Source organism: Streptomyces sp. NBC_01304, assembly GCF_035975855.1.
Classification (GTDB): domain Bacteria; phylum Actinomycetota; class Actinomycetes; order Streptomycetales; family Streptomycetaceae; genus Streptomyces.
Genome location: NZ_CP109055.1, coordinates 9354972 through 9381352 on the forward strand (window position 1 = coordinate 9354972; position 26381 = coordinate 9381352).

18 protein-coding genes are annotated in these 26381 nt (G+C 67.1%); 11 read left to right on the forward strand and 7 right to left on the reverse strand.

Annotation, left to right across the window (positions count from 1 at the left end; all coding sequences use genetic code 11):
- Positions 1-8: 8 nt before the first annotated feature.
- Both OG430_RS41765 and OG430_RS41770 read left to right on the forward strand, forming a co-directional pair.
- Positions 9-929, forward strand: a complete 921-nt coding sequence (locus OG430_RS41765) for a helix-turn-helix domain-containing protein (protein WP_327357891.1) — start codon at positions 9-11, stop codon at positions 927-929.
- 77 nt (positions 930-1006) lie between these two features.
- Complete coding sequence (locus OG430_RS41770; RefSeq protein WP_442816649.1) at positions 1007-2374, forward strand: IS701 family transposase; 1368 nt, start codon at positions 1007-1009, stop codon at positions 2372-2374.
- A 58-nt stretch (positions 2375-2432) separates the two neighbouring features.
- Here the strand turns inward: OG430_RS41770 and OG430_RS41775 are convergent, their stop codons facing one another.
- The 4 genes from OG430_RS41775 to OG430_RS41790 all read right to left on the reverse strand — a co-directional run bounded on the left by OG430_RS41775 (position 2433) and on the right by OG430_RS41790 (position 9176).
- Positions 2433-3611, reverse strand: coding sequence for a DEAD/DEAH box helicase family protein (locus OG430_RS41775; RefSeq protein WP_327357893.1), 1179 nt, complete (start codon positions 3609-3611; stop codon positions 2433-2435).
- Positions 3611-5053, reverse strand: a complete 1443-nt coding sequence (locus OG430_RS41780) for a TOTE conflict system archaeo-eukaryotic primase domain-containing protein (RefSeq protein ID WP_327357894.1) — start codon at positions 5051-5053, stop codon at positions 3611-3613. Before OG430_RS41780 ends, OG430_RS41775 begins: the two co-directional genes overlap by 1 nt.
- A gap of 740 nt (positions 5054-5793) precedes the next feature.
- Positions 5794-7368, reverse strand: a complete 1575-nt coding sequence (locus OG430_RS41785; protein ID WP_327357895.1) for an ISL3 family transposase — start codon at positions 7366-7368, stop codon at positions 5794-5796.
- A 563-nt stretch (positions 7369-7931) separates the two neighbouring features.
- Complete coding sequence (locus OG430_RS41790) at positions 7932-9176, reverse strand: phosphodiester glycosidase family protein (RefSeq protein WP_327357896.1); 1245 nt, start codon at positions 9174-9176, stop codon at positions 7932-7934.
- A 511-nt stretch (positions 9177-9687) separates the two neighbouring features.
- On the opposite strand from OG430_RS41790, the gene OG430_RS41795 reads away from it, so the two are divergent.
- The 7 genes from OG430_RS41795 (at position 9688) to OG430_RS41825 (ending at position 17389) form a co-directional block, all read left to right on the forward strand.
- Positions 9688-10770 carry a transposase gene (locus OG430_RS41795; protein WP_327357897.1) on the forward strand — a complete coding sequence of 361 codons (1083 nt, stop codon included), beginning with the start codon at positions 9688-9690 and terminating at the stop codon, positions 10768-10770.
- A gap of 303 nt (positions 10771-11073) precedes the next feature.
- Positions 11074-12612 carry an IS21 family transposase gene (gene istA / locus OG430_RS41800; protein ID WP_327357898.1) on the forward strand — a complete coding sequence of 513 codons (1539 nt, stop codon included), beginning with the start codon at positions 11074-11076 and terminating at the stop codon, positions 12610-12612.
- Entirely contained in the window at positions 12612-13403 is a 792-nt protein-coding gene (gene istB / locus OG430_RS41805) for an IS21-like element helper ATPase IstB (protein ID WP_327350378.1), read from the forward strand. Before istA ends, istB begins: the two co-directional genes overlap by 1 nt.
- 99 nt (positions 13404-13502) lie before the next feature.
- Complete coding sequence (locus OG430_RS41810; RefSeq protein WP_327357899.1) at positions 13503-13661, forward strand: hypothetical protein; 159 nt, start codon at positions 13503-13505, stop codon at positions 13659-13661.
- 293 nt (positions 13662-13954) lie between these two features.
- Entirely contained in the window at positions 13955-16639 is a 2685-nt protein-coding gene (locus OG430_RS41815; RefSeq protein ID WP_327357900.1) for a DNRLRE domain-containing protein, read from the forward strand.
- A 13-nt stretch (positions 16640-16652) separates the two neighbouring features.
- Positions 16653-16991: a hypothetical protein gene (locus tag OG430_RS41820; RefSeq protein WP_327357901.1), complete on the forward strand. Its 339-nt coding sequence runs from the start codon at positions 16653-16655 to the stop codon at positions 16989-16991.
- Positions 16992-17170: 179 nt separating this feature from the next.
- Positions 17171-17389 (forward strand): hypothetical protein, encoded by a 219-nt coding sequence (locus OG430_RS41825; protein WP_327357902.1) that lies wholly within the window; start codon positions 17171-17173, stop codon positions 17387-17389.
- Positions 17390-17420: 31 nt separating this feature from the next.
- Here the strand turns inward: OG430_RS41825 and OG430_RS41830 are convergent, their stop codons facing one another.
- Both OG430_RS41830 and OG430_RS41835 read right to left on the reverse strand, forming a co-directional pair.
- Positions 17421-17681: a hypothetical protein gene (locus OG430_RS41830; RefSeq protein ID WP_327357903.1), complete on the reverse strand. Its 261-nt coding sequence runs from the start codon at positions 17679-17681 to the stop codon at positions 17421-17423.
- A gap of 332 nt (positions 17682-18013) precedes the next feature.
- Positions 18014-18547 (reverse strand): DUF6584 family protein, encoded by a 534-nt coding sequence (locus OG430_RS41835; RefSeq protein ID WP_327357904.1) that lies wholly within the window; start codon positions 18545-18547, stop codon positions 18014-18016.
- Between the two features lie 486 nt (positions 18548-19033).
- Between OG430_RS41835 and OG430_RS41840 the strand changes: the two genes are divergently transcribed.
- Positions 19034-19243 (forward strand): hypothetical protein, encoded by a 210-nt coding sequence (locus tag OG430_RS41840; protein ID WP_327357905.1) that lies wholly within the window; start codon positions 19034-19036, stop codon positions 19241-19243.
- Positions 19244-19464: 221 nt separating this feature from the next.
- Here the strand turns inward: OG430_RS41840 and OG430_RS41845 are convergent, their stop codons facing one another.
- Positions 19465-19791, reverse strand: coding sequence for a trypsin-like serine protease (locus tag OG430_RS41845; protein ID WP_327357906.1), 327 nt, complete (start codon positions 19789-19791; stop codon positions 19465-19467).
- Positions 19792-20185: 394 nt separating this feature from the next.
- Between OG430_RS41845 and OG430_RS41850 the strand changes: the two genes are divergently transcribed.
- Positions 20186-26368: a DNRLRE domain-containing protein gene (locus OG430_RS41850; protein ID WP_327357907.1), complete on the forward strand. Its 6183-nt coding sequence runs from the start codon at positions 20186-20188 to the stop codon at positions 26366-26368.
- Positions 26369-26381: the final 13 nt, after the last annotated feature.

A 26381-nucleotide genomic window follows, 5' to 3' on the forward strand; every position in this document is an offset into this window, starting at 1 on the left:
GGGTGCGGATGGCCGAGGATCAGGCGCGAAGCAGCGCCGAGCTGGCCCGGATCCTGCGCGACGGGCCGTTCGAGCTGGCTGTCCAGTGTGCGCTGCGCGACAGCGGGCTGAGCCTGGAGCGGGTCGCCGCCCGGCTGCGGATCAGTGGTTCGAGCTTGAGCAACTGGCAGACCGGGCGCAGCCGACCCGAGCGACCAGATTCGCTGCGGGCCCTGCGCGGTCTGGAGCAGCTCCTGGAACTGCCGGCCGACTCGCTGCTCCGGTTGCTCGGCCCGCGTCGGCCCCGGGGCCGCTGGCTCGGGCACGTGCCGGGCTCGGTGCGCTACGACGCGCTGTTCGACGACCACGCTCGGTTGGACGGCATCCTCGCCGAGGTCCGCGACGCCGACGAGCACCGGTACCGGGCGGTCAGCGTGCACGAGCGGGCCACCATCGACGGCACCGGCCGGTACCAGGTGATCGAGGTGCACCAGGTGGTTACCACGCTGGTCGACGGAGTCGACGCCTGCGTGGCATTCTTCCACGCCGAGGACGGGCCAGTGCCCGAGATCGCTGCTGCCGACAGTTGTCGAATCGGCCGGCGCCACACCGACCCGGCGGCCGGGATCGCCGTCGCCGAACTGCTACTGGACTGTCGGCTCGATCGCGGCGACGTGTTCCTGCTTGAGTACCGGTTCGAGTTTCCGGCCACCGGCGAGCCGCCGGACTACTACTACCGGGCGTTCCGTAACCCGGCCCGGGAGTATCTGCTCCGGGTCCGGTTCCACCCGCAGGCCGTTCCCGTGCGGTGCTTCAGCTTCGCCGCACCCCGGCTCGGCGCGCCCGATAACACGTCAATGCCGCTGATCTGCCAGCGCGGCCGGCCGGCTCACATGCTCGTCACCGACCACCCGCCGGGTATCTTCGGCATCCGCTGGGAATGGCGCTAGCGGTGGTTTGTTGACGGCGGGACGTGGTGGCAGTACGCCGGAGGTGAGTGCTTCAACTCGCCTCCGTGGAGCTTGAGATGACCAAGCGACTGCCATGTCCGCCTGCGCCGGGTCCACTGGAAGCGTACGCCGCGAGTTTCGATGATCTCTTCGAAACCTTGGCCCAGCGGCGGGGCTTTCGGGAGTATCTGGCCGGGCTGCATCTGCCGCGGGACCGGAACAAGACGCTGACCTGCCTGGCCGGTACGGAACCCGTGATCGGAGCCCAGCACGCGGCAGTGCAGCGGCTGCAGTTCTTCCTGTCCGAGTCGACCTGGGACCAGGACGCGGTCAACGCCCGCCGGCTTCAGCTGCTGCTGGCTGGCCCGGCGACCGCTCCGCATCCGGGCGGGGTGCTGGTGATCGACGATTCGGGCGACCGCAAGGACGGGAAGGCGACCGCGCACGTGGGCAAGCAGTACCTCGGCTCGGTCGGGAAGATCGACCGCGGCGTGGTCACGGTCACCACGTGCTGGGCGGATGAGCGCCTCTACTACCCGCTGCACGCGGTGCCCTACACCCCCGCCCACCACTTCCCCGGCGGGAAGAACGATCCGGCCTTCCGTACCAAGCTGCAGATCGGAGCCGCCCTGGCCCGCGCGGCGAAGACGGCGGGCGTGGTGTTCCGGGCGGTCGTCGCCGACTGCGCCTACGGCGACCACAATAGTTTCCGCGCCGAGCTGGGGGACGCTCACCTGCCGTTCGTCATGGCCCTCAAACGCGGCCACGGCACCTGGCAGTACAAGGACGCCTTCCGGCCGGTGGACGCCGCCCGTGAACTGGCCTGGCACAGCCCCCACCAGCCCGGCGACTGGCAGCCGATCACCCGCGCCTTCCGCGACGGACGCACCTCCACCTGGTGGGGACCCAATGGCGTGGTCCGGCTGGTGGTGGCCACCACCGACCCGGCCACCCTGCCCGAGACGTCCACCTGGTACTTGGCCACCAACCTGCCTAGGCCCGGCTCGCCCCGTGAGGCCCACAGCCCACATGCGGCCGCCGATCTCACCGAGGTGGTGCGGATCTACGGGCTGCGGCACTGGGTCGAGCAGAGCTACAAACAGGTCAAGGACGAACTCGGCTGGGCCGACTTCCAGGTCCGCTCCGACATCGCCATCCGCCGCCACCAGACCCTGGTCAACTGCGCGTTCAGCTTCTGCTGGAACACCTGGTTCACCCCCGACCCACCCGCCGGCGAACCGGAGTCGGCTCCCGCTCCAGAGAGGGGGCACACAGCCACCCCACCGGCCCCAGGCGGCCTGTTGGCCCCAGGCCATCCGCGCCGTCCGTGGCTGGCTGACGCCCTGGGCCACGCTGCAACGCTACTGGCGAGCCTGGACGACCAGGCCCCCGCCCGCCGAGCTCCAGGCCCCGCTCGACATCGTCGCCACCGGCAGACCTCTTGACCTCTACCGCCCGGTCTAACAAACCACCGCTAGTTCTGTGACGTTCGTTCTGGGTGTGTCATGTGGGGTGGGCTGCGTGCCAGGCGGTCCAGATGTCAGCACGGAGGCGCCCTCGGTCAGGGACGGTGTGGCCGTTGCCGCGGGCCCACGAGCGGACTTCAGCTACGGTCGGATTCCCCGGATGCGGCTTCTGGATGGGGACGAGGCCGTCGCGCGGTGTCGGGGTCGGTCCCTGGGCAGCGGAGGACCCAGTGGCGGTGCGGATGGTGAAGCCGCGGCGGGCCAGAACGCGGCGTCGATGATGATGCATGCTCTCCAGACGAGACACGTCCACGTCGACGTAGTCGTGGACCTCGACGTCGGTCTTCCCTGTTTCCAATTCGCGCATAACACGGCCGACTTGCTGGATGCTTTTACCCTTGAAGCGGAACGGGCTGGTCAGGAAAAGGCAGTCGAGGCGGGCCGCATCGAAGCCTTCGCCGGCAACCTTGTCGATGGCCAGGAGCACAATCGGGCCGGTGTCTTCGGCGTCGAGCGCGGTACGGACTGCGGCGCGCTCGGCCTGGCCGAGCTGTCCGTGCAGGAGCATCGGGTGGATGCCGTGGCGGTGGAGCGCGTCGGTGAGGCGGTGGAGGTGTTCGATGCGGTTGCTGAGGGCGAGGCTGTGCCGGCCGCGGCGGACGGCGTCCGCGATGTCCGCGGCGATCTGGGCGTTTCGGTCCTCGTCGGCGGCAAGTTCTCCGTACAGGGCCTGAAAAGAGACGCCGTCGTCGCCGGTCTCGTCGGTGGTGAAGGCGGTGGGATGGGCGATCAGGTGCTTGGTGAAGGTGGTTTGGTCGTCGATCTCGTAGCGGATAGGGCCGCAATGCATGGTGATGAGCGCGTCCATCTGGTCCGCGCGGTAGGGCGTGGCGGACAGGCCCACCCAGCGTCGCACGGCGGCCTTGTTCACCGCTGCCACGGCGGCCGGCGCCCCGATCGCGTGACACTCGTCCACGATCACCAGGCCGTATCCGTCCAGCAGTTGGTCGGGGGCGTCGCGGTGGGCGAGGGACTGCAACATCACCAGGTCGACCACGGCGCCGCGGCGGTCCTTGCCGCCGCCCAGCGAGCCGACCTCCTGCTCGCCCAGGTCGAGGAAAGTGGCCAGGCGCTCGCGCCACTGGGCGAGGAGCTCGGCCTTGTTCACGATGATCGCGGCCGGTTGCGAGGTCTGGGCGATGAGCGCGCACGCCATCACGGTCTTGCCGGTCCGGGCGGGGCCACGAGAACTCCGGTGGTGTGCTCGGTCATCACGCCGACGGCTTTGGCCTGTACCGGGGTGAGCTCGCCGGTGAACCGTGCACTGATCGCCGCGTGCGTGGGCAGCGCGTCGTCGACGCGCAGGGTGCCGCCAGCCGCGGTGATGAGGTTGGCTGCTCGATCGGCCAGTCCTCTGGGGATGCGCAGCCAGTCGGGGTCGCTCGCGTCGAAGCACATCACGAACCGGGGTGTTCCGAACGTCGAGTAGCGCATCTTCTGCTTCTTGTAGAAATCCGGGTTGTGCAGGCTCGCCAGGTGCTTGAGTGCCGCCAGGAGCGGGGCGGGCAGGCCCTGAGTGGCGATGGCCAGCATGGCACTCAGCCGAGCCTCGACTTCCTCGGGTGCCTTGCCGAGAGCGGTACGTCGCGGTTTCGGCGGCATCGCTTCGAGGGTGGCCTGCGGGCCGACCTCGACCGGCTGCAGCGTGTCCACCAGCGCCTCGACCTCGCCTCTGCTCAGCCGCTGGATCTGGGAGAGGTGAGCGAATTGGTCGGAGTAAGGCGTCCAGGTCGCCGGGTCGCAGAAGAGGGTGGTGCCGCGCTCGCGGCAGGTGCCGTTGAGGGGCAGGGCGATCAGGTTGCCGAAGCTGCCGTTGCCGGAGGACTTGGTCGGCAGCAGGTCCTGGGCGGGGAAGAATCGGTCGAAGCTGGCCAGGGACATCCGCTCGCGGGCCGTGATGGCGTCGCGCAGCAGTGCGGCGCCCAACTGCCGGGCGAGACCGGCGGGGACGGGTTCGGTGAAGAACGTCCATACGTGGGCGCCCTCGCCGGACCGGGAGATCTCCGCGTACGCCGGGACTCCGGCTGCTCGGCAGGCGTGATGGTAGGCGGCTGCGTCGCCGCGCCAGTCCTGGTCGTCGAAGTCGCAGGCCAGAATCCGGCAGGTGTCGTCAGTGAGCAGCGGGTACAGCCCGATATGCACGTCTTCCGAGCCAGATTCGGGGCGGCTGAGGTGCTCGATGAGGACACGGTCGGTCAGCGGCAGCAACCCGCGCTCTTCCCCGGCACGTCGTTGCCAGGGGCGTTTGGTCTCCGCCGGACTCCAACCGGTGTTGCCGGATCTGGACACCCAGCGGCGGGCGTGCACGTCGGCGCGGCCCGTGAACAGAGCCTTGAACAGGGCGAGTTTCGCCTCCACGGTTGAGCGTGCGTCCGCGCGGGGCAGGCCGGACGGTGACACCGGCACCACCTCAGTGTCCGGATGCGCTGCCGTCTGCAGCTGCAGCGCGCGGGACGGATCGTCCCAGCAGGGGACCGCGTGAGCGGCCGGTCCCAGCAGGGCGCGCAGGCGCTGGTTCTCCTCCCGCAGTGCTGCGTTCTCCTCCAGTGCCACATCCAGCTGGATGCGTAGCTCGGCGGGGTCTTCCCAGGCTTCCACGTCCGGCATGATGTCCGATTCCGCTCCGAGTATGCGCGGTACCGGCTACACCACTCCCGGGGGCACTATCGCGAAGAGGCTGCGGGACCGCCGTCACCAGTACTTCGGAGGATCCCCGTCTAAGCCCCTCCAGACCCATCCGGGCGCGGGCAATCTCCAGGCTCACGGCCCTGTCATCCACGAATTTACCCAAGGGAAGCGGAGGTGGATCCTCTGAGAAGTAGTCGGCGTGGACACCCCGCAGCAGCTCACCCAGCACCTTGCCCTCGCCGACTATGACCTTGACCTCACAAGTGTGGATGAGGGCCCGGGCGCAGTCGTCTGTATCCATAGGGCGTTCGTCTGCCATGGACTCCTCGAGCCGGGCTGCGGGGCACCGCTGACCCGCGCCTGCCCGTACGGCGGGAGGTCCCCGCAGGTTGCTTTGCCTTTGTCGTCACCCGTGACCCCGTGGCCTTGGCCGCCGCGCGTACGCGATCAGGCTATGACGGACGCGACCACCCCCGCGGCTGCCCGGGCTTCTGCGGGCGTGTCGCTGTGGGGGCGCTCCAGCACACGGTGCCAGAGCGGCCGCGGTGGGTCGTCCCCGGCTGTTCCGCCGCGGTGGTCCAGACGGCGCTGCGAGGGGCGTGGTCGAAGAACCCTTGGGTGGTGGCGACGCCGGTCCTGCCCGCACCCGCCCTGACCCGCTGTCGGCGTACTCGTTGAAGTGGCTCTGGCTAGATTTTCGTAGCCGGAGATCATCTCTGGGCGAGGGTCGCCCGGTCCGCATAGCGGCGGCGTAGGTGGGCGATCAGTACGACGCGGTGACGGAGGAGGGGGACGCCGGCCCGTCCCGCCATGAGGCGTTTCTGGAGTTTGACGTCGGTGATGCGGCCTTCATTGACGCCAGAGTTGTAGCGGGTGGCGATCCCCTGGATGACCGCGTGCTGGTCCTCGCGCAGGGCTTTCGCCATGCTCGCGAGGGGCGGAATTCCGCTGGCGGTGAGCTGGTCGAGCCAGTCTGGCAACAGGGCCGCGTCGCGCGTATCGAGCATGGCCGCGAACTGGCGGACCAGGTGGTGGGCGACTTGGAGTTCGGGGCAGTGGTTGAGGAGCCGGTGCAGACGCTGGGCGGTGTGCGGGGTGTGTCGGTCGGGGGCGGTAATGATCCAGCGGGTTGCTTCGCGCGGGGAGGGCGGCCGTTCGCGTGGCTCGTCCAGCGGCAGGCCGAGGCGCAGGGGCGCGACGGCCATTGTGACCCTCTGGTAGTGCCCCAAGTAGCCCTTGGTCAGGAGTTCCTGGTGGAGGATCGTCGCGCTGTGCTCGCCCTCGTCCCAGCGTTGTTGCAGATAGTCGAGGTACGGGTCCAGGGCGGTCGTGCGTCGGGGAGGCCGACGCACGACTTCCTGCCAGGTGTTGGCTCGGGCGTATTTGCGTACCGTCTTTCGGTCCAGGCCGAGTTCGCGGGACATGCTGCTGAAGGAGCGGCCTGTGTCGGTGAGTGCGTGCACGGCCTCGAACAGCCGCTGGGCATGCCGGTCGGCGGGAGTGTCTGCTGCAGGTTCGGGTGGCACCTCAGCAGGTGCCGGCTTCGGCTCCACAACTGCGGAGGAGAGACAGCCGTGGTGGGCGGATGCGATCTTCTGGACCTGCCGGGACAGCCCCTGCCAGAGATGAAATCGGTCGCTGACCTGCAGAGCATGAGGAGCACCGGAGGTGATTCCCTGCCGATAGGTGAGCGAGCCGTCGCGGCAGGCGACCTCGACGCCGGGATGCTCGCGCAGCCATCGGCCGAGTTGTTCGGCGTCCCGCCCTTCCCAGAGGGTGAGCGGGAGACGGGTGGTCGCATCGACCAGGAGGGTGCCGAAGGAGTCGCCGTAGAGCGCGAAGTCGTCCACGCCGAGCACCCGCGGCGTGACCAGCGGCGGCAGCGGCACCCTCATCAGCTGGGCGAGCACGGTGCACCGGGAGAGCGCGACGTGGATGACCTGCAGCATCCGGGCCCCGCCACGGCCCGCCAGCAGGACCCCAACTGCCTCGACCACCTGCTGCAGTAGCGGCGTGCGCCGCTGGTAGCGGACGGTCAGTCCCGGCACCTGCTCGGCAAAGGTCGTTTTAGGGCAGGCTGGGTTCTCGCAGTACAGACGGCGCACGCTCAGGTCGATCCGGACCTGGCGGCTACCAACAGCTGCATCAGCAAGGCGCCGTTCGTAGCGGCTGTGGAACCACTCACTCCAAGTCCCGCACCCCGTACATTCCGCCGGAGCACCTGCCCTCGTCCGGGCCAGGACCACCAGTACAGGGCCAGAAGAATCGACTGAGACCACCAGCACATTCGCTAAGTGCGGTAACAGAGACGTCAGTTCAACAGGGCACAGTCAGGTGGTTCCCGCTATGCGGACCGGGCGACCCTCGCCCAGAGATGATCTCCGGCTACGAAAATCTAGCCAGAGCCACTTCGGCGAGTACGCCGACACCCGCTGCTATTTGCACGTCAATGCCGCGTGATAACTATGCATTGATCATGGCCTTGGAGTTCCTCGGTGGCGAACGGACTCTCTCAGGTGCGTGCGGTGTCCCGGCGGTCCGGTGTGAGGAGGTAGGCGACGGCTAGGTCGCCGAGTTCCTCCGCGTAGCGGTGCTGGCCGCCTCACCGGTCGCCGCGTCCGGGCGTGCGCAGTTGTGGAAGCAGGCGCCGAGAAGAGCGCGGGCCGCGACGAGACGCCCGCATCTTGATCGAATTCGAAGGCCTGACCGTGGCGGCCATACGGCCCACCCAGACCGGCGCTCGGCAATGACGGACGGTCAGAAAGGCGCGTCGGGTGTGTCCGGGGCACTGACACACCCCGGCGGCTCTATCTGAGGGGCTGTGTCCGGAGGCCGGTGTGCGGTCCTCTCAGCGGGCGTAGACGGCGACGAAGTCGCGGGTGGCCTGGTGGTAGTAGCGGGTGGGTGGGTTCTCGAAGTCGAGGATGTTGGTGGGCTTGGGGTTCTTCGGGTTGGGCTTGGCGTTGTAGCTCATGAAGGAGGGCCAGGCGCGGTTCATGTCGAGGGGCATGGCGCGCACCGCTCCGGCGCGCTGCATGAGCTCGGCGAGGGTGCGGGCCGAGAGGGCCTGTCCGACGACCATGATGGTGTCGCCCTGGGCGGTGACGCCGACGCCGGAGCGTTCGACGAACATGCGGCTCTGGTCGGTGGCGCCCCACTTGGAGTCGTCGTCGATGTCCTCGACGACCTTGCCTTTGTCGACCATGAGCTCCAGACATTGACGCACCCCGACCACGTCCTTGGTCATCCTGGCGTCCCTGCCCCACACGCCGACGTCGAAGGAGCCGTCCTTGTAGAAGACCTCCGAGGCAGCGCCCTTGCGCAAGTCGCCTACGGTCTTCCCGTCGAGGTGGAAGCCGCCGTTGGACCCTCCGTCGGTGATTTTGAAGCCGCCGTTCCAGGTGGCCACCAGGTGGGTGCGCTTGGTCTTGACGATGGTGGGCGCAGTCTTGAACTCCTCGCCCGGCTCACGCAGTCCGGGGTGCAGCTGGTATCGGGTGTGCTTGCCGCTCATCCAGGCGATCGCGGCCTGGTAGGAGGTGTGCTCGGCGTCCGGGCGCACGTAGGTGCCCTGCACGATGGGGCGGCCCTTGGCTGTGGCGAGCACCCGCCACACGCCTTCACCGTGCAGCTTCGGCGTGACCAGCGGCCGCATCGGCGCACGCAGCGTCACGTCCGTCTTCTTCGCGGGCACGGGGGAGGAGGTGGCCCCCATCCGGGCCAGGGCCTCGCCGGAGAGGGATCCGCCGACCTTGGGCGGGTCGAGGTCGTACTTCATGTTCTCCAGCTCGTCGACCACGACACCGAGCTGGTGCTCACGAGCCCACCCCGCCAACCGGGCCGCAACGCTGTCATCCCCGGGATAGGTCAGCGCTTCGCCGACCGACCAGCCCAGCGTGCCCACACTCAGCGCGCCGGCGGCGAGGGCGCCACGAACGGCGAGCGTGCGGCGGCGCTGCCGCTCGGGGGTGAGGAGCTGATTAGGCTTCCACGGGCGCGGGCGCCCGCCTCCCGACAGGACCTGGGCGTGCGTCGGAGCTCCGCCTTGTTGGTTCTGCTGCTCTTGCGTCGGCCCGTCGGTCGTGGAGGACATTGCGCCCTTTCAGATCGTGATTAGCGCCCCGTGGTCACTCATTTCGCAGGGCGCGCATGATCTGAAAATATGTCGCGCTTGGTGAAGGCTTAACCAACTATCACCCGCCAAGCGGATTTTGATGCCCCATCAGCTACGGCGGCGGAGTGTCGGCTTGCTCATCGTCACAGGCGGCCTTCGTTCGCCCGGCGGCGGATCACCCAGCGTGCCGCCAATCGGAGCCACTGATCTGTCAGAGATCGAAGCCGCCCGGATCTCGCGGAGGCGGGACCCGGGTCAGAACGAGAGAAGTCCGGTGGCGGTCCAAGGCGAGGTAGTGCTGGATTCCTCTTTGGCGGGGTAGGCGTAGTTGCGCGGGGTGCTGATTCGGGCTGCTCGGGGGCGAGTTGCTGTGCCGAAGTTGTTGTTGGCCCGTCCGGCTTCGGACGTGGCGGAGGAGAGCAAGGTCCGCAGGCTGGCTGGGGCGAGGCATGCGCCGGCCGATTGGATCCTGCGGGCGAGGATCATCGCGTTGAGCTGGGATGGCCTGCGCGTGCCGGTGATCGCGGTGCGGCTGGGCTGCCATCACAAGACGGTCCGCAAGTGGCTGAACCGGTTCAACGCTCAGGGCCTGGACGGACTCGGCGACCGGCCCGGCTGCGGAGGCGAACGCCGGATCACCGAGGACGAACGCTCCCGCATCATCGCGCTGGTCAAGCTGACCCCGCCCGGACGACTGGAGATCCAGCCGTCCAACGAGTTGTGGGCAGCCGATGTGACCGGGCCGGAGGAGTGGACCCTGGACGCCGACACCTGGTGTCCATCGCCCGGGCCGAGGGCATCCAGGTGGGGCGGTCCCAGGTTCGCCGACACTACTGGCCGAGGGGGTGCGCTGGCGCCGCACCCGCACCTGGACCAGCAGTCGCGATGCGGAGTTCGCCCCAAAAGGACGAGGATCGTCGGCCCCTACACCGAGCCGCCGCCGGACGTCACGGTGACATGCGCAGACGAGCTGGGGCCGGTCATCCCGCGCGCCTTTGCGCCCGCGCCCGGCTGGTCACCGGACGGGCACCGGATCAAGGCGGAGCTCGACTACAGCCGGGGCCCGGAGAAGACCTGGGTCTACGGAGGGCTGCGGGTGCGCGATGGCATCGAGATCACCACGACCGCTTCCTCCCGCAACAGCGTCAACTACCAGCAGTTCCTCCAGAAGATCGAGGACGCCAACCCGGCCGGGCCGACCTGGATCGTGACCGACAACCTGTCCTCCCACGACAGCAAGTCCACCCGCGAGTGGCTCGAGGACCATCCGAGGATCTTCCACGCGTTCATCCCGGTCGGGGCCTGCTGGCTGAACCTGCAGGAAGGCTGGTGGCGTATCTTCCGCAAGGCCGCGCTGGCCGGACGCTCCTTCTGCGGTCCTGACGACATCGCCGAGGTCACCACCGTGGCAACCGCCCAGCTCAACGCCCGTTGCCAAACCCTGGATCTGGGGCCGACCAGCCCCACCCACACGCACCCTCCGACGCCGTTTCGAGCACCGCCTTTGAGGAATCCAGCAGTAACTCCCGCACCAGCCCGAAGGCATGCCGTGACACGGTTGCCGCCTTGCTGAACGCGACCGGACATCCCGAACTCGTCGAAGTAGCACGGCTCTTGGCCTCTGAGGTCGTCACGAACGTCAATCTCCACACACAACGGCCCTGGCCATCCATCTCGAAGTGAACATTGCGGCCGAGAGCACACTCATCGCGGTCCCGGACGCCGACGTCAGGGGCCAGCCCCGGGTGACGGCGGCCATGAAAAGGTCCCCATAGGCGGCCATTTAAGGCCCCACTGATGGCCACGGGATTCCCCGCGTACGGCCAGTTCTCTCCCCGCTCGCCCCGACAGGTCCTGCTCGGCGACGCTCGAGCGGGTGAAGAACAGCAGGGAGATCATGGAAATCCTTGAGGCTTACGACCTCACGGGGAGTTACCGCGCCGCGGCCGAGTTGGCGGGGTGCGACCACCACACGGTGGCCCGTTATGTGAAGATGCGGGCCGCCGGGCAGAACCCCGCCCAGCACCGCCACCGGACGCGAGCGATCGACGACTATCTGCCGAAGATCGAGGAACTGGTGGTCCGTTCGCAGGGCAAGGTCCGTGCGGATGTGGTCCATAAGCGGATCACCGCGATGGGTTTCGCGGGCGGGGAACGCACCACCCGTCGCACGGTCGCCGAGGCGAAAGCCCAGTTCAGGGCCGGTCGGCGGCGGATCTACCGGCCGTGGGTGACCGAGCCGGGGCTCTGGCTTCAGTATGACTTCGGCGACGGCCCGGTGATCAAGGGCCGCAAGACCACGCTGTTCTGCGCATGGCTGGCCTGGTCCCGTTTTCGGGTGGTCATTCCGATCTGGGACAAGACGCTGCCGACGGTCACCGCGGCTCTGGACGCCACTTTCCGCAGGCTCGGCGGGGTTCCGGCCTACGTTCTGACGGACAACGAGAAGACGGTCACCACCGATCACGTTGCCGGGATCGCGGTCCGCAATCCCGAGATTGTCGAGGTCGCCCGGCACTACGGCACGACGATCAGAACGTGTCTGCCGGCGGACCCGGAAACCAAGGGCGGCAGCGAGTCCACGGTGAAGATCGCGAAGGCCGATCTGGTCCCGAAGGACGTGAACCTGCGCGAGCAATACAAGACCTTCGGCGAGCTCGAAGCAGCCTGCCGAGCGTTCTGCGAGGAGGTCAATTCCCGCACTCATCGCGCGACTCGGAGCAAGCCCATCGACCGTCTCGCGGAGGAACGTCAGCGGCTTCACCCGCTGCCCAGGCGGCCGTTCACCGCCACCTTCGGCACCACCCGCCGAGTCACCTGGGAGTCGACAATCTCGGTCGAAGCGGTCCGCTACTCGGTCCCGCACGACCTGATCGACAGCCGAGTTTGGGCCCGCTTCCACGGCGACGAACTGATCGTCACCGCCGTCGACGAGCACGGCTCGGCCCGCGAGGTTGCCCGGCATCCGCGCGGCCAAGCGGGCTCGCCGGTCCTGGACGACGCCCACTATCCGCCGCGCGAAGACAAGGAAGGCGACCGCACCCCGAAGGCCACCTCCGCCGAGGAGACCGCGTTCCTCCAGCTCGGCCCGGGTGCTGCCAGCTGGCTCATCGAGGCCGGGGCGACCGGGGTTCGCCGGATCAAGGCGAAGATGGCCGAGGCCGTCGCACTCTCAAAGCTCTACTCGATAGCGGACGTTGACCGCGCCCTCGGCACGGCCGCGGTCACTGCCCGCTTCGCGGACAAGGACCTTCTCTCGATCCTCGACTACCAGGCTGTTCACGGCCTGGCCGAGCCGGTCCGCCGCAGCGAAACCCACTCGCTGCAGCCCGGCACCTCCGCCTGGTCCGCCCTCGGCGCCCCCGCACCGAGCACCCCTGATCTTGCCGAGTACGACGAAAGCGACCACCTCTGATGGCCACCCCGATCCGCACCGTTCTCGGCACGAACGGCGACCCGCTCGCCGAGGCCATCGAGCTCACCAAGCGGCTGAAACTCCCGCACATTCGCAGGTCGTTGACCGACATCATCCCCACCGCGAAGGCGCAACGCTGGGATCCCGCCGAGGTCGTCCGCGTCCTTCTCGCCGAGGAAGCCGCCGGTCGCGACCGCGCCAATCTCCACACCCGCCGCAAGCGGGCCGGGTTCCCCACCGGCAAGACCTTCGGCGACTGGCACGAGTCCAAGTCCTCCATACCCAGGCCCACTCAGGACGCCCTGAGAAGCCTGGAATGGGTCGGACGCCGCGAGAACTTCTGCATTTGCGGGCCCTCGGGAACGGGAAAGTCGCACTTCACCGAGGCTCTCGGGCAGACCGCGGTCGAAGCCGGCCTGACCGTCGCCTGGTTCACCATCGAGGACCTGGGGATGCTGGTCCGCCGGCACCGCGCGGACGACTCCATCGCCCGGGCCCTCGCGAAGATCGTCCGCTCAGACCTGATCATCGTCGACGACATCGGCCTGCTGCCCGTCTCCGAGGATGCCGCCGAGGGCTTCTATCGACTGGTGGATGCCGCATATGAGCGTCGCTCGATCGCGGTTTCGAGCAACCTCCACCCGTCTGGATTCGACGAGATCATGCCCAAGACCCTGGCCACCGCGACCGTCGACCGCCTACTCCACCATGCCCACGTCACAGTCACTCAGGGTGACTCGTTCAGGTTCACCGAGGCCACCACCGGAAAGGGAGTGAAGCCCTTCAGCTGACCCACACCCTCCGAGGGCGGGGAGATATCTGGCCGCCGTTGGGGAACTTCTACTGGCCGTCAGTGGGGAGAACTACTGGCCGCCTCTGGGGAGAACTACATGGCCGTTGACACCCGGGCCCGTGCAGCTGTGCCCGACGCCGAGGGCGGTAGAGGGTTACTCCTCCTCGAAGGCCTGGCCCACCGCTGGGGCGTGACATGGATCGGTGGGGCCGAGCCGGTCGACAAGCGGGTCTGGTTCGAGCTGCGTGAGGGGTGAGGCCGAAGGGTGAGGGGGAAGTGTGCTGATCGAGACAATTTCCCGATGAAGCGTCAAAACGCTCAGGAAAGGCGTGATTGACCTAGTTCAGGACTGAAGGCCTGAGTTTAATCCGTATCCACAGGCCGCTTCCGCTCAAGTGCCACGTCTGCCAAGATTTGGCAAAGTTGCTGCCCGGCGCTTGCGCTCTCCCCTTGCCGCATGCACCGGGCAATGCTGTAACTCAAGCCAGAAGCACTCCGTTTCGACCTTCGCCACTCTGACGTCGAGTCAGGTGGCACAACCTCGGGATTATGCACTTGAACAGCACCAGTCGCTCCTCCGCGATCGCGGTCGCAGGCATAGCAATGCTGACCGCCGGCGCGGTCCTCCTCTCCACCCCGCACGTTGCCGTCGCGGACACCCAGTCGACGGCGGCCGACGAGCAAGAAGCCCGGGAGGAGGCGGAGCTGGAGAAGGCCCTGAGGGCCTTCGCGGGCAACCCGATCAAGGAAGCGGAATCTGTCGAGGCGGCGCTGGCGGCTGCGGCGGTCCAGGACCGCAAGGTCGAGGTCCTGCAGATGCGTACCGAGACCAACACCGTCTACGCCAACCCCGATGGCACCCTGACCACCGAGATGGCAGCCGGTCCGATCCGGATGATCGAGAACGGTCAGTGGGTGGATATCGACCTGGACCTCAAGCGCGCGAAGAACGGTGGCGTTGAGGCAATTGCGCACCCGGAGCATCTGAAGCTGGCAGGTGGCAGCGGGACGCTCCCCAAGTCCATCGAGGAAGTCGCCAAGGCTGCCCCCTCACAGGCAAGGGACTTGGTGTCCCTCGGCCAGGGCCGTGACAAGCTCGCACTGCAGTGGAAGGGCGGCCTCCCGGCCCCGCAGCTGGACGGGAACCACGCCACCTACAAGGGTGCCGTCCCCGGCGGGGACCTGGTCGTGGAGGCCACTCGCACCGGATTCGAGCAGTACCTGCGTCTGAACAAGGCCCCGACCGACGGGGCACCGATGGTGCTGCCGATGACTGTCCCCGAGGGCACCAAGGCCACCCAGAACCCGGACGGGTCCGTCACCTTCACCGACTCGTCCGGCGACAAGACCGCGGTGATGCCCGCACCCACCATGTGGGACAGCCAGCAGGACCCGAAGTCGCTGGAGCGCACCAACAGCCGCCGGGTCGACATGAAGGTGGCCCAGTCCGGCAACACCGTCACCCTCACGCTCACCCCTGACACCACGTGGCTGAGCGCCCCCTCGACGCAGTACCCGGTGACGATCGACCCGGCGGCCGACGTACTGGACGTACTGTTCGACACCTTCGTGCAGGGCGGTGACACCACCGATCAGTCCGCCAGCACGGACCTGAAGCTCGGCTGGCCCGGTGACTCCGCTGGCACCACCAAGCGCACCGCCCGCTCCTTCATCACCTTCCGCACCTCGCCGTTCGCCGATGCCCTGGTGTCAAAGGCGAATCTGAAGCTGTGGAACTACCACTCATGGTCCGCCGAGGCGCGCGGCTGGGAGGTGTGGGCGGCCGATCCCGCGAACAAGGACACCCGTTGGACGAAGCAGCCGGCCATGAAGGAGAAGATGGCCACCTCGACCCAGACCAAGCCCGGCACCAACCCGGGCTGGGTGAACGCCGACATCACCAAGCTCGCCCAGACCTGGTCCTCGGCGAAGGCCGAGACCGGCTCGGTGGCCCTGAAGGCGGCGAACGAGTCCGACACCTACGCCTGGAAGCGGTTCTACTCCGCGAACGCCACGGACCAGAGCAAGATCCCCACGCTGGAAGTCACCCACAACTACCGCCCCGGTGCGGGCACCAACCTCCAGGCCGGCACGCCGTTCATCTCGTCCGGCGGCATCTTCAAGGTGAACTCCACCACCCCGACCCTGCGCGCGTCGATGACCGACAGCAACGCCGACGACAGCGTTCAGGGCACCTTCGAGATCACCGATGACGCCACCGGCAAGGTCGTCACCACGATCAACGCGCCGTCCGTGCACGCCAACACCACGGCCTCGATCAAGGTTCCGACCGGGAAGCTCACCTCGGGCAAGACCTACAGCTTCCGCACCACCGCCTACGACGGCACCCACTACGCGACCGGCTGGTCGCCCTCGGTGAAGTTCTACGTCGACACGGCGTGGAAGCCGACCGCCGCGGAAAACGCCCTGGGGCTGGCGAACCTGTACTCCGAGGCCGCCGACATCACGGCCGCCACATCCTCGGACGGCACCTATGCCTCCATCGCGGCCACAGAGGAGAACACGGTCAGCGTGCCGTGGGACGGCCAGAACAAGCCGGTGGACATCAAGAACGAGTTCATGCCTTACCGGCTCACCGTCCCCCAGGCCACCACCAAGGGCACCCAGATCGGCGGGAATGTGGTCTACACATCCTCCGGTCCGGTGGACACGGTCGTGCAGCCCACGGTCGACGGCGGTTCCCGCACGCTGAACATCCTCAAGAACAGCAGCGCCCCGCGCGACTACGAAACCGGAATCCAGATTCCGGCAGGGTTCCACGCGAAGTTCCACGAAGAGGACGGGTCGGTGTCGATCCTTCCGGACGATGACAGCAAGGATGCCGCCGGATTCTTCGAGGCCCCGTGGGCCAAGGACGCCAAGGGCAATGATGTCCCCACCAGTTACAAGGTGGTAGGGAACAAGCTCGTTCAGCATGTCGAATTCGATGCGAACTCGGCGTTCCCGATCGTGATCGACCCGTCTTGGTGGTCGACCACCAAGAAGATCATCAAGTGCGCCGCGTCCGTTGCGGCGTTCGTCGCGATGTGGACGCCTGGAGGGTCGTCCGCGAAGGTCGCCGTGGCCATTCGCCTGGTGAAGAAGATCGGTTTCAAGAAGACCGCGAAGCTGATCATGCAGTGGAAGAAGAAGCGCAAGCTCCCCAACAAGTTCCGCAATATGATCGCCACGATCCTGGGCATCGGCCCGATCAAGAGCGCCTGCAAGTTCTGACCCCCGAGGCGTCATGATGTTCATCGAAGTCATCGCGATGGCGGTCCTGCTCGCAGAAATAGGCCTGATGATCCGCTATCGGATCGTCCGCCGCCGCCTGGAGCGCCCCAGCGACTACCCCCAACTGACCGATTTCCGCTATAGCCACCTCGCCGTGGCCCTCGCTGCGGCAGCCATCGGATGGGCCGTCACCGGAGCGCGTACCGACTGGGGCACCGTCAGCTCAGTGCTGTTTATCGGCACGGTCGTCCCCGCCCAAGCAGCCCTCGCGGCCACCACCATGTGGCGGCCGCTGGCCGGCTGGGTCGTGTGTATAGCGGGAGGAGCTGTCGCGGGCGTCATCAGCCTGTAAACGCCTCTTCTTCATCCACCGAACCGAGGACGCATCTGCTGATCTTCACGCTTGTGCTGCTTGCGCAACTGATCATCATTGGCGGCCACCTCATGGCACGGTCGCGCCGCTCCGCCCAGGAGCGGCGCGACCGCGTCGCCTGGCCTCGCCTTGGCGAACAACTTCCGTTCGGTTGCCTGGTGGCAGCTGTGGCCGGTGTGCTGGGCGGCATGGTGGTCGCCCGGCCTGAGCTCGAGGTGCTCTTCCTCGGCTTGGCTGGAGTACTACTGCCGACCGCGACCGGTCAGGCCGCCGCAGCTCTGCTGCACACCCGCGCGGCGGAGCGCCCCCTTCGGTGGCTGTCTCTAGCCGCCGCCCTGATCGGCGGGTTCGCCGCAGGCAACGCAACCCTGCCGTAGGTCGGGTCGGTACGTCGGCGGTAGCCGTGCCTCAACGCCAGCCCTTCACCAACGACACCTGGTCGAGGTTCACTTCACGGCTGTCGCCCTGCTCGCAGGAGATCTTTATGGTGTTGGCGCCTTTGTTGAGGACGATGTTGGTCCAGCTGTTGGTCCTGGTGTTGGTCCAGCCCTTTTCCCCGTTGCTTTCCGGGCCGTAACCGAAGGTGTCCATGTTCAGCTTGCGGTCCTGCGCCGTGCCGTCGATGGACAGCGTGGTGGACATCTTCTTGCCGGGCATGCCGTAGGGCATGTTCAGCGTGTACTTGCCGTCCTTCGGGATGTCGTCGAAGGTTTAAGTCGCCGACGCGCCCACCGTGTTGAGAAGCTACTTGTGAACCTGAGTTTTGGCTCTGGGGGCGCCGAGGTGGGACGGGAGGGCCTGAGCCGGCGGTGAGCAGGTTCGGGCAGGTGAGTGCAGAAGTGGTCGCGGTGGTGGTCATGCCTGCTGTGGACAGGGGTGATGGTGGACCCTAAAGCGCCTCCGGTCTTCGTTAGGTCGCTTTTGGTGTTGAGGCAAATGGCCGCATGTTCTTGGTTCGTGATTTCAGGCCTGTGACGGCAGGGTCGCTGGCGGCCTTTTGACTACTTCCAGGGGAGCCAACGCACGAAGGAGATGAAGCTGATCACCCAGACCGCGAAGAACCCCAGCACCATCAGGGCCATGCTGAGGCTGACGAGGCGTCCAGCCCACGTGTCCCGGCTGGTTTCTCGCTTGTCATCGTGATCGAGGTCGAGGGGAAGGTCGTCCCAGTCGACAGGGCGGCCAGCATGCTCCGAGGCGGCCTTGCGCGCCGCTGCCAGCTGCTGTGTTGCGAACGCGGTGGCGGCGAGAGATTCGGGCTCGCGCCAGGCTAACGCCCGCATCCGCCGGAGCGGCGTGCTGTACCGCTCCTCGAACGCGGCAGTCTCCGCTGGGTCACGATCGGCGTCGAGGTACATCCACCGCCCGGCCTCCGCCAAGTCCCCGCACAGCCGGTAGACCTCTGCCCGACGGCGCCTGAGCATGAGGTCCCGCGGAAAGGAGGACACCAGGCCCTGCAAACGCTGCCGCGCCACGGGGACCCGGCCAGCGGCAAGGTCCACATCCACACGGGCAAGCGTATCGACGAGTGTCATAGGTACATGCTCGCCGGTGAACGTGCTGGCCGCCGCCCGGCGCACTCCGGAGGACACTGCCGGGAGTCACTCGATCAGGTGATGGGGCGTTCTCCTGGCGAATCGCCAAGCGGGACCATCCAACTTGTCTTTCTCAAGGGCACAAGTGGCTCCCGATCTCGATACCCCGGCGGCTCCGAAATACCTTGCCGAAAACAGGTGGTGGGTCTGGTGTCGTGCTCGAGACCGGTGCGCCTGGTCATGAGGCTGGTGGTGGCGTGCTGTTCGTGGTTGCTGCCAGCGGGACGGGTCAGAGGGCGGTCTCGGTGAGCGGCCGCAGGCGAAAGGGATGTCCACTCAGCCGGATGCACTTCGGCGCGGTGAGGATGGGTGGTTGTGGTTCGCGCCAGTGCTCGGGAACGGGCCTGGTCAGGCGGGCGGCAGTGAGGGAGATGACTGACATTGATTGGCGTGTGGTCGGTGCTGTCGTGCTCCTACCGTGGCGGGGTGGAGGTGGGGGGCGAGGTCATCGGATACGCGTATCGCTGGCGAGGTGACAAGCCGCTTTGGGTCGGCGAACGCGTACTCGTGCCGAAGAACTACTTCAGCCGGATCAAGTACGGTCCCGGTCCCACCACGGGGGTGGTGACCGGTCTGGGATCTACCTACCGCAGACCTCTGTCGTTCATCACCGGCCGCGCACCGGAGAGCGAGTGACGCGGACAGCAAACGAGGGCGCGGCTGCGCTGTTATGAACCTAGTGCCCCTCAACGGCCCGGTGGCTGCCGTTGCTGGACATCCCACAGCTCTTCTTGTGCAGTACCGCCCAGGAGGTGACCGTGGCTGTCGGCGACGGCCCAATTCAGGCGTCGCCGACACGTGGCGCTGGTAGGTGATCTCGTCGGGGTGGATGCAAGGCGTCCTTGCCGCCGTTTGGGTCACCGGCGCAGGTCGTCCCGGTCCGGATCGAGGCGCCGTGCTGCCGCCTGCAGTCGGTGGCGGCGACGAGCGACACGGAAACGTAGCGCAGCGGGCCGGCGGCCGGGCCGTAGCGGAATGTGGGCCTTGGTGTGGGCTCGGAAGTGCGTCCCCCAACCGGCCACGGTTGCCTTGCCGGTGAACTTCTGACCCTGTGTGGGCAGGTTGACAGCGGTGAGGTTGAGCATGGGCGCCTTGAGCTTGATCAGGGCGATGTCGTTGACGACGCTGTGCTCGCTGGAGTCCTGGTGCTTCACGATCTGGATGACTTCGCGAGTCTCGGTCACGCCGGGCACGGTGCTGACTAGGCCGAGGAGCGCCATCTCCCTCGAGGGCGCCGGTGGTTGCGGCACTGCCTCAAGGTCCCCTCCTGCGGCGGCCGCAGGTAGTCGTAGGTGCCCCAGAATCAGGCGAGTCAGCTGCCCTGGAGAGATGCGCTGGTCAGCTCGGGGGATCGAGAGAGGCTCGGGTGGCGGGTCTATATGCGCCCGTAGCAAGTGGCCCCGTGTGCGCGAAATGGGTGATTCGATCTGGGGCGCGCGTTGCTCAGATAAATAGATCGCCGCTCGACTGTATCTTCATGGTGACTTTCTGTGACTTCCCGGTTCCTTTGAGGGTGGCGTCGCCATGCTTTCGTTTCCGTCGCTGTCGTTGCGTTCCCGTTTGTGGCCGCGACGTCGCGTGGCCCGGCTGGCCATGTCGGTTGCGTTGGTGATGGGTCTGGAGACGGCGCTGGTGGTGGGTGACGCCGGTGCGTTTACTCTGGCGCATCCTGCTGGGGCGGCGGCCGAGCGGAGTGAGCCGACGGGTCCTGCGGAGGCGGAGAACGAGGCTTCGGCGCAGCTGACGGCTCGGTTGCAGAACCGGCGGATCGAGGTGCTGTCCGCGCGGTCGGAGACGTCGACGGAGTGGGCTTATCCGGACGGACGGCTGCAGCTTGAGGAGGCGTCTGGGCCGGTGCGCTTTCGTCGGGGCGATGCCTGGGTGGACGTGGATTTGACGCTGCGCCGGCAGGCGGACGGTTCCGTGGCGCCGGGGGCGCATCCGCGAGGTCTGGTGCTGTCCGGTGCGGGTTCCGGGAAGTCGAGCAGGCTGGCGTCGCTGGTGGATGGCGACGGGTCGGTGGCCTTGTTGTGGCCGGGGGTGTTGCCGGAGCCCGAACTTGAGGGGCAACGGGCGACGTACAAGGCGGTGCGGCCGGGTGTGGACCTGGTCGTGGAGGCCACCCGTACGGGCTTTGAGGATTTCCTGATCGTCCATGACCGCAAGTCGGCCCGGGCCCTGGACGAGGTCCAGCTCACGGTCCGCGCCGACGGTTTGGACGTGAAGAAGCAGGCGGACGGCGAGCACGTACTCGTAGATGCCAAGGACCAGCAGTTGGGCGTGATTGAGACGCCGACGGGGTGGGATGCGGAAGTCCAGCCACAGTCACAGGACCCCACGGATGTCGCTGAGTTGAAGGTGCGTTCCTCCGTCAGCGAGGACGGCGATACGGCGCAGATCGGCTATCAACTGGCGGATGCGTACGTGCAGGACACGGACACGAAGTTCCCGGTGACCATCGATCCGGGGATCAGTCTGCGGCCGTCGCTGGACACCTTCGTGGAGCAGGGCTACACGCAGGACCAGTCGGATTCGCCGGAGTTGAAGCTCGGTAACAACGGCACCAAGCAGATCGCCCGCTCCTTCCTGGCCTTCCCCACCAAGCAGGTGCGCAACAAGCACATCATCGAGGCGGAGCTGCGGCTGTTCAACCACCACTCGTGGTCCTGCACACCACGGGAGTGGGAGGTCTGGGAGTCGGGGGTGCCCCATGAGGACACTCGCTGGACCAACCAGCCCAAGTGGCTGAAGAAGATCGCCTCTTCGACGGAGACTAAGGGTGGGGACGCGCACTGCCCGGGCGGCTGGGCGGGTGTGAAGGTCACTCCGCTGGTGCAGCAGTGGGCGGACAAAGGGCCGGCAACCGCGGGTATCGGGCTGCGGGCCACGGACGAGGCGGATTCGCTGGGCTGGAAGCGGTTCAGTTCTGCCGAGGGCGCGCACCCGCCCACCCTGGTCATCACGCTGACTTCGGGGTTGCAGCCGCCGGTGAACCTGCTGGCGGTACCCGGCCGCACCACCATCGGCCGGCGCTGGGTGAGCACTGCGACCCCGCAGCTTTCCGGGACGGTGTCCAGCGGCAGCGGCGGCAAACTGCAGAAGGTCGCCTTCGAGCTGACCGATGAACACAGCAAGGCGCTGACCACGCACGAGCAGGAGGGCGTCCCCTCCGGGCAGCAGGCCCGCTGGACGGTCACGCACGGCGTGTTGAAGGAGGGCGGCACCTACGGCTTCCGGATGCGAGCATTCGACGGGCATGTCTGGTCGGGCTGGTCGGTGCGCTCCACCTTCCATGTCTACAACACCCCCGCACCTTTGCCGAAGGTGGCCTCGCACGACTTTCCCCATAACGGCTGGGGCGGCAAGCTCAATGCGCACGGCCAGTACGCGGGGAAGTTCTCCATCACCGCGGATACCTATGCGGTGTCCTACCGCATCGACGACGGCTCATGGACCGCACATGTGGTGGCGCCCAACGAGCCCTCGCAGCTGTCCATCGCAGTCTCCGGCGGAAAACACACCCTGCAGATCCGCGCAGTCAACCGGGCCGGTGTGCCCTCCAAGGCTGTCGACTACGTCTTCTACGCCGGCCCCGGCGCGGCACTGATCTCCCCCGGAACGGGCGAGCGCACCGCCCGGCGGGCTGCTCTGAACGCGCAGGGCAAGCACGAGCACACGCACGTGGCATACCAGTACCGGAGGGCGGTGACCGATCACTGGACGACGATCCCGGCCAAGGATGTGCGCACCACCACCGGCGGCGCGGTCACCTGGCCGGTCGTGGCCAAGATGGGGCATCCGGCGGCGCTGACCTGGACGGTGGCCGACACGCTGGGCGGGGACGGCTCGGTACAGGTGAGGGCCCACTTCACCGGCGGCAAGGAAGCCTTCTCTGACCCGCACCATCTGGTGCTGGACCTGGACGCCGGCACCGCCCCGCAGCCCGCGATCGGCCCCGGCACGGTCAATCTGCTCACCGGTGCCTACACCCTCAATGCGACGGACGCCCAAGCTTGGGGGGTCAGCGCCGAGCGGACTGCCGTCTCCCGGCGCCACGTCACCCCCGCCCATCTGGGGCTGGCGGAGGTGTTCGGACCGGGCTGGTCGGCCGGCAGCGTCGCGGAAACCAGCGGCGCCGCCTACACCTCAGTACGCAAGACCTCCGGTTCCTCGGTGCAGGTGATGTTCGCTGACGGTGACGGCATCCACTTCACCCGCACCAACAGCGGCTGGCAGCCCGAGGTCGGCTCGGAGGACCTGACGCTCACAGGCTCGGAGGCGGGCACTTTCACGCTCACCGACACCGCCGGGATCAAGACCACCTTCAAGAAGGCCAGCCCTCAGGCCGCCACCTGGCTGATGACCACCAGCGAACGGCCGGTGAAGAACTCCACCACTGAGATGGTCTACGAACCGGTCACCGTCAACCACCACACGCTCGCTCGCCCGAAGTACATCGTGGCCCCCACCTCCGCAGTCAAGGAGGAGGTCTGCGCCAAGACGCCGGCCACCCGCGGCTGCCGGGTCTTGGAGTACGTCTACGCAACCGCCACCACCGCCGATCCCACCCCCGGCCACGTCGGCGACATGACCGGCCAGGTGAAACAGATCCGGCTGTGGGCCACCGCCCCCGGCGCGACCAAATCCACCCCCACTGTCATCGCCGCCTTTGCCTACGGCATCAGCAAGCGCCTGTACGAGGCGTGGGACCCGCGGATCACCCCGGCGCTGAAGACCGTGTACCGCTACGACGCGGCACAGCGCATCACCGGCGTCATCCCGCCGGGTGAACAGCCCTACACGTTCACCTACGGACGGGCAGCCGAAACCTCCACGGCAGGCGAGGGCATGCTACTGAAGGTCTCCCGGCCCGCCCTGAAGGCGGGATCGAAGACCGAGACCGACGGCACGGCGACCGAATCGGTCGTCTACAACGTCGCGTTGACCGGACCACCCGCACCTGTGGCGATGACCCCCTCCAAGATCAGCAACTGGGGTCAGAGCGACGCCCCCACCGATGCCACAGCGATCTTCCCCGCTGACGTATCACCCGCTTCCCACGACGGCGCCCAACTGAGTCGGGCCGACTACCATCGCGCCGACGTCTCCTACATCAACGCCTCCGGACGCCAGACCAACCACCTCGAACCCGGTGGCCACCTCACCACCACCGAATACGACCACTTCGGAAACACGGTGCGCAGCCTGAGCGCCGGCAACCGCACCCTGGCCCTCGGCACCTCCACAGCCAATCAGCAACGCCTGATCGACCTCGGCCTGGACCCACAGACCACCACCAGCGCCGAGCGCGCCCAGCAGCTCTCCCGCACCTCCGCCTACAGCGCCGACGGCCTGCGTGAACTCGACTCCCGTGGCCCGCTCCACGCCGTCCTGCTGCCGCACGCCTTCCACGGCGCAGACAAGAGCGTCATCGCCGATGCCAACACGGTGGTCGAGGCCCGCGACTGGAACCACCGCACCTTCGACGAGGGCCGGCCGAGCGCCGGTGCGAAGGTCAAGGACCTGCCCACAACCCAGGCATCCGGCCTGGAATTGCCTGGCCATCCCGGGAAGATGGCAGAGACCCGCACCGGCACCACCGCCTACGACTGGACCAAGGGCACCATCACCAAGACCGTCCAGGACCCCGACGGCCTGGCCATCACCCACACCACCAGCTACGACGACGCCGGCAAACCGATCCAGTCCACCATGCCTAAATCCGGCGGTGCCGACGCCGGCACCACACTCACGGACTACTACACCGCAGCCGACTCGACCTCCTGCGGCGGCCGCCCCGAATGGGCCGACCTACCCTGCCGCAGCAGGCATGCCGCACCCGCGGATGCAGGCACCAACCGCGAACTGCCCGACATGCGCAGTGAATACGACTACTACGGCAACCCCGTCAAGAACACCGCGACCTCAAATGGCGCCACCCGCACCGCAACGTCCGTGTACGACGCAGCGGAGCGACTCCGCACGGCATCGCTGACCGCCAGCACGGGTTCAGCTATCGGCGCTCGGACCATCACCTATGACCAGGCAACCGGCCGCCCCACCGGCATGAGCGCGGACGGCAAGAGCGTGCACATGGCCTACGACGCCCTCGGCCGCACTGTCTCGTACACCGATGCGGACGGCGCGGTCACCAGCACGGAATACGATCGACTGGACCGACCCACCCGGGTTACCAACGGCGCTCCCTCCACCGCCAGCTACACCTACGACACCAATCAGGACCCCCGTGGCCTGCTCACCTCCGTAACTGAGGACAAGTTCGGCACCATCGCTGGTCACTATGACGACGATGGCGCGCTGACCGAGCAGACCTTCCCCGGCGGCATCACCACCACTGACACATATGACCCGGCCGGCACCCCCACCACCCGGCGCTATCAGCGCACCGCTGATCAGCAGACCATCGCCTCGGAGGCCGTGCTGCCCGGTCCGCACGCGCAATGGGCAAGCCAAATCTCCAGTAACACTGGGCATCGCAGGTACCTGTACGACAATGACGGGCGTCTCGCCCGCAGCGAATATGCCGACCTGGCGGGCCCGTGCACGGTCCATGGGTACGCGTTCGACAGCAACAGCAATCGCCTGGCCAAGACCACCGATGCTGCCCTCGACGGCAAGTGTGGCAGCGGCACCACCAGCACCGAGAGGCACAGTTACGACAGTGCCGACCGACTGTCTGACAAGGGCTTCGCCCACGACCAGTTCGGCAACATCACAGCCCAGCCGGGTGGGATCACTACCGCCTACTTCGTCGACGACCTCGTCCACCAGCAGCAGACCAACGCGCTGCGCACCATGTGGGACCTCGACCCCCTCAGCCGACGTCGTACGGCCACTACCCAGACAAAACAGGAGAACGGCTCCTGGGATAAGGGCGCCAGCGAGCTGGACCATTTCGACAACAATGGCGACAGTCCTGCCTGGACTGTCAATCAGACGTCTGGGGGCATCACACGCTACGTCGAGGATCTCTCCGGAGAGCTGATCGGCACCGTTGACGGCACACAGATCCAGCTCAATCTCCCCGACCTGCACGGTGACACTACCCTCACCGTTAGCGACGGCAGCCACGTAGAGGTCCGAGCCTTTGACGAATACGGGATCCCCGCCGAGGGCCAGTCACCGGCGGGCTACGGATGGCTCGGCGCTCACCAACGCTCCGCTCAGACCCCCACAGGCGACATCCTCATGGGCGCCCGCCTCTATAACCCCGCCCTCGGTCGCTTCCTGCAAGTCGACCCGGTGGCTGGGGGATCCGCCAACGCCTACGACTACTCCAACCAAGACCCCGTCGATGAATTCGACCTCAACGGTCTCCGGCCCCATCGCGGGGCCACGCATCACGCCGCTCGTAGCTACGGACATCACAACACCAGATCCGGGCACCACATCACCCAGAGCCATCGTCACACGTCGAGCCATACGCCCAAGTGGCACTCACTTGGACACGTATGGCACGAGCTCCCCTGGCACAAGAGCATTATCGACGGCTGGCCCCGCCCGCTCAGAGAGCTCCACTCGTACGCGGTCAGCCACTTCCTCCACGCCGACATCAAAAGCGTCAGATGGCAGGACCGCCAACGCGTAGAGCTCCGCATTCGTTCGCACAATGGGAGAATCGAAACCGAAGAACGCGTGACGGATATTGAGGAACGCTTCCGTGCGGAGGTTTGCGTCACGCATGGATTCATCTGTAGGACCTTCACATCTCGGTGGGGAATTCCAATGGCTCAGAAATGACAGTTGAGGCCCG

Bases quoted from the DNA above. Each gene is read 5' to 3' on its own strand.
- OG430_RS41765 (WP_327357891.1), top strand. From the start codon at position 9: ATGGCCGAGGATCAGGCGCGAAGCAGCGCCGAGCTGGCCCGGATCCTG.
- OG430_RS41770 (WP_442816649.1), top strand. From the start codon at position 1,007: ATGACCAAGCGACTGCCATGTCCGCCTGCGCCGGGTCCACTGGAAGCG.
- OG430_RS41775 (WP_327357893.1), bottom strand. From the start codon at position 3,611: ATGGCGTGCGCGCTCATCGCCCAGACCTCGCAACCGGCCGCGATCATC.
- OG430_RS41790 (WP_327357896.1), bottom strand. From the start codon at position 9,176: ATGTCCTCCACGACCGACGGGCCGACGCAAGAGCAGCAGAACCAACAA.
- istB (WP_327350378.1), top strand. From the start codon at position 12,612: ATGGCCACCCCGATCCGCACCGTTCTCGGCACGAACGGCGACCCGCTC.
- OG430_RS41810 (WP_327357899.1), top strand. From the start codon at position 13,503: ATGGCCGTTGACACCCGGGCCCGTGCAGCTGTGCCCGACGCCGAGGGC.
- OG430_RS41815 (WP_327357900.1), top strand. From the start codon at position 13,955: ATGCACTTGAACAGCACCAGTCGCTCCTCCGCGATCGCGGTCGCAGGC.
- OG430_RS41820 (WP_327357901.1), top strand. From the start codon at position 16,653: ATGATGTTCATCGAAGTCATCGCGATGGCGGTCCTGCTCGCAGAAATA.
- OG430_RS41830 (WP_327357903.1), bottom strand. From the start codon at position 17,681: ATGCCCTACGGCATGCCCGGCAAGAAGATGTCCACCACGCTGTCCATC.
- OG430_RS41835 (WP_327357904.1), bottom strand. From the start codon at position 18,547: ATGACACTCGTCGATACGCTTGCCCGTGTGGATGTGGACCTTGCCGCT.